Annotated in this window: 9 protein-coding genes; 4 read left to right on the top strand and 5 right to left on the bottom strand. The window is 43.3% G+C overall.

Annotated elements, in window-relative coordinates; genetic code table 11:
- Positions 1-288: 288 nt before the first annotated feature.
- A complete protein-coding gene (locus tag ACFS6H_RS18905; RefSeq protein WP_386102804.1) occupies positions 289-1,530 on the bottom strand; it encodes a peroxiredoxin family protein in 1,242 nt (413 codons plus the stop codon).
- A gap of 154 nt (positions 1,531-1,684) precedes the next feature.
- Here ACFS6H_RS18905 and ACFS6H_RS18900 point away from each other — a divergent pair, with 154 nt between their 5' ends.
- Positions 1,685-2,590 carry an aldo/keto reductase gene (locus ACFS6H_RS18900; RefSeq protein WP_386102801.1) on the top strand — a complete coding sequence of 302 codons (906 nt, stop codon included), beginning with the start codon at positions 1,685-1,687 and terminating at the stop codon, positions 2,588-2,590.
- A 41-nt stretch (positions 2,591-2,631) separates the two neighbouring features.
- On the opposite strand, the gene ACFS6H_RS18895 is transcribed toward ACFS6H_RS18900, so the two are convergent.
- Complete coding sequence (locus tag ACFS6H_RS18895) at positions 2,632-3,852, bottom strand: DUF2130 domain-containing protein (protein WP_386102798.1); 1,221 nt, start codon at positions 3,850-3,852, stop codon at positions 2,632-2,634.
- A gap of 209 nt (positions 3,853-4,061) precedes the next feature.
- Here ACFS6H_RS18895 and ACFS6H_RS18890 point away from each other — a divergent pair, with 209 nt between their 5' ends.
- Entirely contained in the window at positions 4,062-4,412 is a 351-nt protein-coding gene (locus ACFS6H_RS18890; protein ID WP_386102795.1) for a hypothetical protein, read from the top strand.
- 106 nt (positions 4,413-4,518) lie between these two features.
- Here ACFS6H_RS18890 and ACFS6H_RS18885 read toward each other — a convergent pair whose 3' ends face one another.
- The 3 genes from ACFS6H_RS18885 to ACFS6H_RS18875 form a co-directional block, all read right to left on the bottom strand.
- Positions 4,519-5,460 carry a glycosyltransferase family 2 protein gene (locus tag ACFS6H_RS18885; protein WP_386102792.1) on the bottom strand — a complete coding sequence of 314 codons (942 nt, stop codon included), beginning with the start codon at positions 5,458-5,460 and terminating at the stop codon, positions 4,519-4,521.
- 3 nt (positions 5,461-5,463) lie between these two features.
- On the bottom strand, positions 5,464-5,958 hold the full coding sequence (locus ACFS6H_RS18880; protein WP_386102790.1) for a DUF4199 family protein: 495 nt from the start codon (positions 5,956-5,958) through the stop codon (positions 5,464-5,466).
- Between the two features lie 70 nt (positions 5,959-6,028).
- Positions 6,029-7,297 carry a dihydroorotase gene (locus tag ACFS6H_RS18875; RefSeq protein ID WP_386102787.1) on the bottom strand — a complete coding sequence of 423 codons (1,269 nt, stop codon included), beginning with the start codon at positions 7,295-7,297 and terminating at the stop codon, positions 6,029-6,031.
- A 177-nt stretch (positions 7,298-7,474) separates the two neighbouring features.
- On the opposite strand from ACFS6H_RS18875, the gene ACFS6H_RS18870 reads away from it, so the two are divergent.
- On the top strand, positions 7,475-10,678 hold the full coding sequence (locus ACFS6H_RS18870) for a S41 family peptidase (protein WP_386102784.1): 3,204 nt from the start codon (positions 7,475-7,477) through the stop codon (positions 10,676-10,678).
- Between the two features lie 298 nt (positions 10,679-10,976).
- Positions 10,977-12,218 carry a cation:proton antiporter gene (locus ACFS6H_RS18865; protein ID WP_386102781.1) on the top strand — a complete coding sequence of 414 codons (1,242 nt, stop codon included), beginning with the start codon at positions 10,977-10,979 and terminating at the stop codon, positions 12,216-12,218.
- Positions 12,219-12,266: the final 48 nt, after the last annotated feature.

The following is a 12,266-nucleotide window of genomic DNA, read 5'->3' as shown; positions in this document are numbered from 1 at the left end:
TGCATTTTCATGGTGAGTTTTTTTATGTTGTGATGAATGATTATTAAAATATAAATGACAAATAAACATACGACCCCAGCGGGGTCGTATGTTTATTGCGGCTATGTGCTATAAATATTTTATCCCTACAGGATAATACCGGATATCAAAAACAATGAGGTTCATTAACTTTATGATGAATCTCAAGCTAATCTGGTATCAGGTGTATAGTACCTCTCCTCTTTTTGACAACAGCAAAAAGTTCCTGCCCCTTTTATGTTCTATCAACTATGATCCATGAATTATTAACTATTTCACTAACTTATCCACTTCTGCATTAAACTCCTTCACAAACGCATCATAAAACCTGCCCGTAGCAGGGCCTGAATAACCAGTGTGTATTTTGGATACTTTTCCCTGCTTATCAATAAAGATGGTAGTAGGGAAGGCCAGGAAGGTATTTAAAGCCGGTAAGGATAATGCCACCTGTTGTTTATCGGCTATGCCGGCAAACAGCTGGGTATAGGTAATGCCTAGTTTTTTGCGGAAGCCGTTCAGTGCTTTTTTTACATAAGCGCTGTCGTTCTGGCGTTCATAGTGCAGGGCAATTATTTCTACTCCTCTTTGTTTGTTCTGCTTATACCATTCCGATAAAAAACTGGCTTCATCATAACAATTGGGGCACCAGCTGCCGGTAATGGATAGGATCACCACTTTGTTTTTAAACTGCGGGTCGTTTAAAGATACGGGGATGCCATTGGCGTCGGGAAAAATAAAATTAAGCGCATCATAACCTTCTTTTAAGGTGGTCAGGGTATAGGCATCGGGTAAGGCGGCTTCTTCGTTCTCCCTAGCAGTGAAGGCCGTGTTACCGCGGGCACCTACGATCTCACCGTTTATGGTTCCGTCCGGATTAACCTTACCGGTATAATAACTTACGCCCGACCCGATAAAGGATGACAGGTAGAATGTATTTCCATTGATCACACCATCTAAAAAACGGGAATCACCGGTTACCCGTAAAAAACTGGCCTGGAGCCGGTTGCCATCCTGTGTAAATAAGCCTACCGCTTTTTCTTCGGTACCGCCTGCCTGTTGTATGGCCACATCATAAGTGCCGGAAATATCTTTTAACGGAGCTATTTTTGGGTGGGTGAAACGTTGCGATATGCCTGCAGCAGCCGTTACAGGGTATACTGTTTTTTTATTGTTTTGTTTGCGGAAACTGCCGGTAAGTGTATTGTTACCGGTAATACCAAATGCCAGTTCATTTTCAAACTGGTCAATATAGATAAAAAGAGAATCCTTCGTCCAGCTGATACGGCCTGCATTAAAACGTTCCTGTCCGTTAATAAAAAAGACCTGGGCATTGCCGGCATTGGTACCGGTGATCTCAAAGTTAAAGGGTACATCCACTCCCGGTTTAACAGCAAATACACCCCGCCACTTTTTAAAGGGACTAAATGTTTGCTCAACCGGGGCAGCCTGTAAATTAGCAGTAAGCGACAATGGAACGGCACTAAAAAATAAGGCCTTTTGCAGGAGATTCATTTGTGAAATTTGTTTAAGTCTACTAAATTTGTAGACAAATATAACCATCCGCCGGGAAATTTGTTTGCGCTGTGGGTAAAAAAACAGCGGATACACCGGTTTAACAACTGATAATTAACATATTCATAAACGATAAAGTAAACAAGGTTAACTTATGGAAAAGATCTATTTAAGTGATTCGGGGCCAAAGGTTTCCCCGGCAGTGTATGGTTTTTACCGGTGGGGCGGGAAAGATGCATTGGACACCAAAAAACTGGATAATATTATCAGCCTTTGCCTAGAGCTGGGCATCAATACTTTTGATCATGCCGATCGTTACGGCGATTATGAAATAGAAAAACTATTCGGGGATGCCATCATTGCCAAAAAAATAAAGCGGGAAGATATTGTCCTGTTTACCAAGGCTGGTTTGCGCCGCCCGCATGCCAAACAAAAGGGGGTAGAAGTTTCACATTATGATTCCTCTGCCAAATACATTACTGAAAGTGTGGAACAGTCATTAAGAAATTTACGCACGGATTATATTGATATTTTTTTACTGGAAAGAATTGACCCTGTTTCCAATGTAGAAGAAACGGCTTATACGCTGGAGAAGTTACGCTCGAGTGGTAAGATCAGGAATATCGGCATCACCAATTTTACGGTATTCCAGCACCAGCTACTGGCTTCTGTATTAAGAGTGCCTATCGTAACCAACCATATTGAATTGAACCTGCTGGAAACAGAAGCTTTGGATAATGGCCAACTGGATTATATCAAACAAAAATTCATGAGGCCATTGGTTACTTCGCCATTAGCCAACGGGAGGATAGAGAACGGAACGGACGAACTGGCTTCAAGGGTGCATTACCAGTTGAACCTGCTGGCCGAAAAGTACAATGCCAATATTGAGTCGCTGGCTGTTGCCTGGCTGGTGAAGTTAGGGGCTTTACCTTTGATCGGTACCCTGAACGAGGAAAGAATTAAAAATATTGCCAACTCCTTTACCATCAAATTAGATCACCAGGATTGGTATAAATTATACAATGCCAGTAAAGGGCATACCATTGAATACAGTTAAATAAAAGGCGCACTGCGCCTTTTTATTTTATATACATCAGATCAATCATCATCATCACTGTCTTCCAGCAGGTTCAGGTCAACATCGCTGCCCGAAATACCTTCAATGGAGCCACGGATATGGGCTGCATTCAGCAATACTTTTTCCAGTTGTTTTTCGCGGGCCTTCCACAGTTTTTCCATGGCATCCCTTTCTTTTTGTATGGATAGTTTCATGCTCATAAAACCCTCCCTTACGGCCTTCCATTGTTCGGCAAATTCACGGCTGGTGAGGTAGTCATACAACAGGTGCATTTTATCGCCGCTGTTCTCCTGTTTTTTTACTGCATTGAATATTTTAATAATACTGTCACGCAACATATGGGTAATGGCTTTTACCTCGGCAAAACTGCATATCCATACCCCGTCCTTTTCACCAAAACGTTCCAGGTCCTTGGGTAAGGCCTGGGTAACGATCACTGCTATATCAGCGCCCTGGCTGCGCATATCGGCCTTTAATTTTTCTATCCAGTCGTTGGCAAAATCTTTGGTCCGTTTACTTTCAAAAATAATCTTGCCGCATTCCTGGCCAAACTGGTTGCGTACGGTTTGTATGCAATCGGCTCCGCGAACGCCTTTGCCTACTTCACTGATCACATCAAAAGGGAAACTGTTACGTAACAACTCTTCCAGCGCCAGCTCCTGTACCTCGCCCTGTAACTGCATAGATCCCTGATCGGCCTTGCGTTTCATCTCTTCCACCAATTTCTTCTGGTCTTCCAGTTGTTTTTCCAGCTCTCTTTGTCTTAACTGGAATTCTGTTTCTTTGGCCGCTACTTTCTGTTCTTCAATTTTCCTGATCTCTTCGGATAATTTTTCCCTTTGTTCCTGGAGGGTTTTCTGAACGGTGATCTCTATCTCGGCTTCTTTATTTTTTAAAGCCTGTTCCTTTTGTAAAAACTCCAGCTCTTTCTGGCGGGCCTGTTTTATTTTTTCTTCGTTCTCTTTATTGTTCTGCTGTAATAACTGGATCTGGTTTTGAAAATCGGCCGTGATGGATCTGCGCAGCGATTCCTCTAACTGCTGCTGCAGTTTGTTCTTTTCGCTTTGTAATTGCTGGGCATGTTCCGCTTCTTTTTTGCTCAGTTGTTTTTCAAACTCCTCGGTTTTCTTTTTCTGCCATTCACTTACCTTGGAACGTAATTCTTTCTCTACCTGGTCCCGGATAGCTTCATTCGGTTCAAACTCGTGACCACAGTTGGGACATTTTATATCAGCCGGCATAATACGATACTTTGGTTCAAATATATGAAAAGAGAACTGACTATCCGAAGCCTGCTGTTTTACCCGCCAGGCTTATAAAATACCCGGGCCGGCAGTTCATCGATTGTAATGGTCGTTCATCGATTACTCATTGTGGTTCAATGAAATGGATAATACATTTGATCCTGTAACCATACAGGCATTAACAATACTGATAACAAAACAGGATTATGCATTACAATAAAAAAGTAACAGGTTATTATTATGGCATCAACCCTGTTTTCCCGGGTTATTCCACCATCTTCTTATATGGAGAAGCCGGTAATGGTAACCTGGTCGGACGTTTATATTTTGAACCAGACAATAAGCACACTCTAACACCACACCGGTTTGAGAACGGCTGCCCTGTGCTTTATTTCCGTCGCAGTGATATGCCCCTGCTCATTGATATGTTGCGGAATGAAGGCCCTGTCTGGCTATGGGCATATGTCAGTGATGGCATCAACATAGCGAATGCCGTGTTAAGTACCGATTACACAGAACCGGTAGGCGAAGGGGAAAATATTTTACCCGGGGCCTGATCATATTTGGCTTGCCTGTGTAAACACAACCTTAACCATTATCTTTCCTTGAAAATGAAAAAGAGTGCCCTGTGAGCACTCTTTTCTTTTATAGAGAAGTTGTAATTTATAATCCTTCTTTTTCTTCGATCAGGTAATTGTTACGGCCGGTGGAATTACGGGATATCAGTTCGCCTAAAAAACCCGCCAGGAATAGCTGTACACCGATAATAATGGCTGTAAGGGCTATAAAAAAGCCGGGCCGGTTGGTGATGCCGTATTCAAAATTGATCAGTTTACTGATGATCAGGTATAGTGAAAAAGCAAAGCCTATTAAAAAAAAGATGGTGCCCCATAGGCCAAAGAAATGCATAGGTCTTTTGCCAAACTTGCCCATGAAGAATATACTCAGCAGGTCCAGGAAGCCGTTAACAAAACGTTCCCAGCCAAACTTGCTCACACCGTATTTACGGGCACGGTGTTCCACCACTTTTTCACCTATCTTATTAAAGCCGGCCCATTTGGATAAAACGGGTATATAACGGTGCATCTCACCATATACTTCAATACTTTTTACTACTTTTTTATCGTATGATTTAAGCCCGCAGTTAAAATCATGCAGGTTGATCTTGCTCATTCTGCGGGCGGCCGCATTGAATAATTTACTGGGCAGGTTCTTGGTCAGTCTATTATCATACCGTTTCCTCTTCCAGCCGCTTACCAGGTGGTAGCCGTCCTCTACAATTAAACGGCGCAGTTCCGGTATTTCATCGGGACTATCCTGCAGGTCGGCATCCATGGTGATCACCACATCGCCCTGGGCAGCAGCAAAGCCTACATTCAGGCCGGCGGACTTGCCATAATTCCGTTGAAATTTAATGCCCTTGATATGGGGGTTTTTAGCCCTTAACTGCTGGATGACTTTCCAGGAATTATCGGTACTACCATCGTCTACAAATATTACTTCATAGCTGTAGCTGTGTTCGGCCATTACCTTCTCTATCCAGGAGGTTAGTTCCGGTAAGGATTCATCTTCGTTCAACAATGGTATTACAAGCGATATATCCATAAATTATTTCTTCTTCAGTAAAGTTAATAAGCCGGTACCAATGGTGGTAAATATGGCGCCGGTTATCAAATATCCGAAAATTGAGGATGAAACCACCGCCGTTAAATACCCTTTTTTAGCACTGGCTACCATGGTGTCAATTTCGGCAGGCGTTTTATTCTTTTCCTTGATCAGCGCTTCCTTATAGGCAGCGGCGCTTTGCTCCGCAAATTCAGGGTGTAACTGGTTAAATACTCCTGTGAAAATAACCATTACCAGGGTAACAATAATAAAACAGCGGAATCCCTGCGAAAAAGTATCACCAAACCTGCCGGTGTATTGTTCCGATGCGGCAAATGTCATCAGGGTCCAGGCGATACCTGCTGCGTACAAAAAATAAATAATGTAAGGCAGGGGAGAATTGGCCGGTACTTTTTGTTGGTAAATGATCAATGTAGCAATGATCATCAGCACACCAGTAATACCACCTTTTATTAAGGGCGTAATTTTTATATTCATTTGTTTAGTTCAGCTTTATTCAAATATCAACTGGTTCATTAGCACATCAGCATATTGGCTGATCAGCTCATTAATTCAGCACTACCTGTCCTTTATTAACAATGCCCACTACTTTGCCGGTCAGTTCTTTACCGATAAAGGGCGAGTTTTTAGATTTAGAGCGGATGTCCTTCTCCGTTACCGTCCATTTGGTTGCAGGGTTGAACAGGGTGAGGGAAGCTGTTGCTCCTTCCGTTATATGTATATCCGAACCAGCCCGGTTAAATAAACGGCGGGGTTGTTTGCTTAACAAATTTACCCATGTTTCCTGCGTTACCCCAGGTAATACGGTATTCAATACGGCATAAGCGGTTTCCAGTCCTATCATACCGTATTTGGCATATTCAAACTCCAGTACCTTACTGTCGTACTCGTGTGGCAGGTGATGGGTGGCTATACAATCCACCAATCCGTTGGCAATAGCGTCCTGTATGGCCTGCTGGTCTTCCCTGGTACGTATGGGCGGGTTCACTTTTAAATTAGTATCGTAACTAACAATATCGTTGTCGTTAAAATAAGCATGGTAGGGGGTTACCGAGCAGGTAACGGCCAGTCCTTCTTTTTTGGCGGCAGCTATCAGCGCCAGCGACCGGGCCGATGCCACACCGGTAAAATGTAATTTGGAGTCGGTGTATTTGGCCAGTTCAATATCACGGGCTACCATCAGCTCCTCTGCAATGGCAGGTTTGCCGGGCAGGCCAAGTTGGGTAGAAATAATGCCTTCGTGTACCAGGCCATGCGGCTGGATATTTTTATCATCCGGAACCTGGATCACCGTGCCATCAAATGCTTTTACATATTGTAAGGCCTTTAACAATAGGCCGGATGATTGTATGGACCTGGTGCCGTCGCCAAAAGCAATGGCACCGCTGGCATGCATATCGTACATTTCGGCCAGTTCCTTGCCTTCGGCCTGGCGGGTAACAGCGCCAATGGGATGCACGTTCACCGGCAGTTGTTTACTTTTTTGTACAATGTATTCAATATTGGCCTTATTATGCAGGGCCGGGTTGGTATTGGGTATCACCATTACATCGGTATAACCACCGGCTGCAGCGGCTGCTGCGCCTGTCTCCAGGGTTTCCTTAAACTCGTAACCGGGGTCACCAAAGCCGGCAAAAATATCCATCCAGCCGGCCGATACATGCAGGCCATCCTGTTCAATTACCTGGTCGGCTTCCAGGGCAAGATCGTCGCCAATGGCAGTAATACTGTTGTTCTCAATAAATAAATCGGTAATCCGGCCGTTGAGGGGCGAGGAGGGGTCAACAATTGTCGCCTTTTTAATGAGTATTTTCATTAAGGCGCAAAGTTAATGGTTGTTCGCCTTTTTAAAAAATATGAGTCCAATATGTCCGATCAAATATCTCAGATCTAAGATATTAGATATTGAATCTGAGATTTCTATAAATGGTAAACAACATAGGTGTAAAAAACTTATCTTGTCAGCTTTATTTACAATTCAAGCGTCCTTCATATGAAATCGAGAGTATTATTGTTTTTTGCGGCAATAATTGCCACCATTAACGTTATGGCGCAGTCCAACCCGGCCTGGTTACGTTATCCTGCCATCTCTCCCGATGGAAAAACCATTGTATTTACTTATAAAGGCGACCTGTATACGGTTAGCAGCAGCGGGGGGAACGCCATACCGCTGACCCTGCATGAAGCGCATGATTTTATGCCCGTATGGAGTCACGACAGTAAGAGTATCGCTTTTGCCAGCGACCGCTACGGCAATTTTGATGTGTTTGTGATTCCGGCCACGGGTGGCGAAGCCAAAAGAGTGACCTATCATTCGGCCCAGGAGTATCCCTATGAATTTACACAGGATAACAAGCATATTATTTTTGGCGGCACCAGGCTGGACATTGCCGGTAACCGGACTTATCCCACCGGATCGCAACCCGAATTATACAGTGTATCCGTGAATGGTGGCCGTGTAACCATGTTCCTGCCAACACCGGCTGAAAATATTAAATTCAGCAGCAACGGTAGTTTTATTTTATACCACGATAAAAAGGGTGGTGAGAATCCATGGCGTAAACACCATACATCGGCCATTACCCGTGATATATGGAGTTATGATATTAAAAGCGGTAAACATACCCGTATCACCAGCTTTAACGGTGAAGACCGTAACCCCGTGTTTGCAGGAGATGATAAAACATTTTATTATTTGAGCGAGCAGAGCGGCACATTCAATATCCATAAACAAAGTATGGATGGCGGGAAAATGGAGCAGCTTACAAGTTATAAGAAACACCCGGTACGCTTTTTAAGCAGCAGTAATGCCGGGCTGTTATGTTACAGCTGGAACGGTGAGCTATATACCTGGCAAAACGGGACTTCGAAAAAAGTGAGTATTACAATTACAACTGATGGCCGTAAAAACAATGAGGAGCTGGTGCGTGTGACCAGCGGCAGCGGTATGAGTGTGGCAGGTAACGGGAAAGAGCTGGCTTTTGTTTACCGCGGGGAAGTGTTTGTGAATAGTGTGGAGGGTGGGGTGACCAAACAGATCACCAACTCGGCCGCTATAGAAACATCCGTTGGTTTTTCGCCGGATAATAAAGCTATTATCTATGCTTCGGAACGTGATGGCAGGTGGCGCATTTTTGAAACCCGTAAAGTACGGGATGAAGAACCATATTTTTATGCTTCCACTTTACTGAAAGAAACGGCCATTATTGATAACCAGCATGAGAACACCCAGCCCCTGTACTCTCCCGATGGGAAAGAGATCGCTTATATTGAGAACCGTAATATTTTAAAAATCTATAATATTTCCAGCAAACAAACCCGCAGTTTATTAGGCGCGGAACAATTGTTTGCATCAGGGGAAGGCAATAAATATTTCCAATGGAGCCCTGACAGTAAATGGATCCTGTTTAACTATGATGTTCCCGGTAACGCCGCCGGTGAAATTGGTCTTATTGCTGCCGATGGTAAATCAAAGGCAGTGAACCTTACCCAAAGCGGGTATAATGACAGCCGGGCCAAATGGATATTGAATGGCGATGGCATGATCTGGTTCAGTAACCGTGATGGTTTAAGAGGCGCTGCCATGAGTGGCGGCTCACAGAGCGACGTGTACGCCATGTTCTTTAATAAAGAAGCCTGGGAGAAGTTTAATTTAAACAAGGCAGATGCTGCATTGCTGAAAGAAAAGGAAGATGCCAAACCCAAAGGTGACAGCACGAAAAAGAAAGAAGTAAAAAAAGATAATATCAATATTGACCTGGATGATATTGTTATACGTAAAGCAAGATTGACCATTCACTCTTCGGCCCTGGGTGATGCACTGGTGAGTAAGGACGGTGAAACCTTGTATTACCTGGCAAGGTTTGAAAAAGGATTTAATTTATGGAGTACGAACTTACGTACAAAAGAAACAAAAATGATGATCCCGCTGGCCGGTAATGGTGGCAGTATGATGTGGGATAAAGAGCAGAAAAATATTTTCCTGAACAGCGGCGGCAGTATTATAAAAATTGAACCCGGCAGCGGTAAACAGGAAAGGGTAAGTATTAATGGTGATATGGTGGTTGATACCCGTGCTGAACGAAACTTTTTATTTGACCATGTATGGCGCAAAACCAAAAGAACATTCTATACGGCCAGTTTCCATGGAGTAGACTGGGATAGTTATAAACCGGATTATGAACGGTACCTGCCCTATATAGGTAATAACTATGAGTTCTCTGAAATGTTAAGTGAATTATTAGGCGAATTGAATGTATCACATAGCGGATCAACGTATAACGCTTATAATGCCAATGGAGATGAGACCGCTTCTTTGGGTGTTTTTTATGATTATGCGTATACGGGCAACGGCATCAAAATTACCGAACTGATAAAAGGCGGCCCTTTGGATAAAGCCGCGATCACGATCAAACCGGGATACATTATTGAAGCGATTGATGGTGAGGCCATCACTGCAGGTAAAGACCTGCCACAATATTTAAACCGCAAAGCCGGTAAAAACACTTTAATTACCATTGTGAACGGTAATAAAAAAGAGGATGTTATTATTAAACCTGTTTCACCTGAAGAAGAAAGCGACTTATTATACAGGCGCTGGGTACGTAATAACCAGGAGGATGTGGAAAAGCTGAGTAATGGTAAACTGGGGTACGTACATATTCCCGGTATGAACGATGGTGCTTACCGTACTACTTATGAAGAAGTAATGGGTAAATACTTTGATAAGGAAGGATTAGTGGTAGATACCCGTTTTAACGGAGGTGGTGACCTGGTAGGTGACCTGGACATGTTCTTAAGTGGTAAGAAATTTATGGATTACGGCACCGATAAACATAACAGGGGATATGAACCTAATTTCCGCTGGACTAAACCCAGCATCTCTATTGTGAACGAAGCCAATTACAGCGATGGCCATTGTTATGCCTACATGGCCTCCCGGCAGAATATCAATAAGCTGGTAGGTATGCCTGTACCAGGTACCTGCACTTTTGCCGGCTGGGAAGGATTAATGGATACCGGTATTCGCTGGGGTGCGCCACCGGTTGGTGTAAAAAACACGGAAGGGAAGTTTTTGGAGAATATGCAAACCGATCCCGATATCAGGATCATGAACGATTATGATAAAGTGATCAAAGGTGTTGACCAGCAGTTACAAACTGCCGTGCAGGCCTTGTTAAAAGACCTCAAAAAATAGTACTCATCCTTATACGGATAAAAAGCATACCCCGGGTATGCTTTTTTTATGTGTGCACATTTCATTTAAAGATGCTGCTATGTAAAATATAGCTGTTATACTATTCAGTACACCAATAATATGCGTGTATTGTTAAAAGTGTTCATTGGTGATACCGACTGTCGGCCGGTGTAAAGCTCCTGAACCCTTTATTTTCCTTATCTTCGCCGCTTTGCAGGCTGCACATACATTTGTAGCCATATATATGCATCAGGCCATTGTGGTCTATTTTTTCTTAATTAAAACCTGAATGCTGTAGATGGAACTGTATTATTCCTTTTCTGCCTTAATTGTATTAGCTGCTATTTTTTCTTATGTCAATGTCCGGTTCTTAAAATTACCTTCTACTATCGGGGTCATGTTAATTGCCATGGCGGCTTCGGTGATGCTGGTAATTACCGGTAATATGTTCCCCAAAATGTTTTATGCCTTTTCCAAGTTGTTAGAAGGCATCGACTTTACGGAAATATTAATGGGGGGAATGCTTAATTTTTTACTTTTTGCGGGTGCTATACATATTCATATGTCTGACCTGAAGGAACAACGTATGCCGGTGGTGGTGTTTTCTACCTTGAGTGTATTATTATCTACCGCTATTGTCGGTGGTATCCTTTATTTTGTATTCCCGCTTATTTATAAAGAAATTCCGCTTATTTATTGTTTACTCTTTGGTGCTTTGATATCGCCTACTGACCCGATAGCAGTACTGGGCATTTTAAAAACGGCCAATGTACCCAGGAGCCTGGAAACCAAGGTGGCCGGTGAATCATTATTCAATGATGGGGTAGCGGTAGTGGTATTTGCGGTATTGCTGCAGATCGCCCAGAATACCGAAGCCGAGGTTTCTGCCTCCGGTATTTCCTGGTTACTGGTAAAAGAAGCAGTGGGTGGCTTATTGGGCGGTATACTCATCGGCTGGCTGGTGTCAAAAGCCATGCAGAAGGTGGATGATTATAAAGTATCGGTACTGCTGACCTTAGCGGCTGTAATGGGCGGTTATTTACTGGCCAGGGCCATTCATATCTCCGGTCCGCTGACCATGGTGGCTGCCGGTCTGGTAATTGGTAACTACGGTAAAAAAACGGCCATGTCCGAAACCACGAAAGATTACCTGGAAAAATTCTGGGAACTGGTGGATGAAATATTGAATGCAATTTTGTTCCTGTTCATAGGTTTTGAATTATTGCTGATCGCCGACCTGACTGATTACTGGCTGGTTGGTTTAGTGGGCATTATAGTGGTATTACTGGCCCGTTTTATTTCTATATGGATACCCACAAAACTGATACCTTTTAAAACAAAATTCAATGGAGGTACGATCAAGCTGCTCGTGTGGGGTGGATTACGTGGTGGTGTATCCATTGCGCTGGCCTTATCGGTGGAACAAGGGCCATACAAAAATTTTATTCTCGCTATCACTTATATCGTAGTAATATTCTCCATCGTAGTACAGGGGCTTACCATTGGCAGGGTAGCGAAACGTGTATTACCCACCGGGTAAACATTCGCCAACTTCTAATAAAAAAGCTCCTGTATACCAGGAGCTTTT

Source organism: Terrimonas rubra, from assembly GCF_042686025.1.
Lineage (GTDB): Bacteria > Bacteroidota > Bacteroidia > Chitinophagales > Chitinophagaceae > Terrimonas > Terrimonas rubra.
This window is presented reverse-complemented; position numbering and strand designations above follow the sequence as displayed.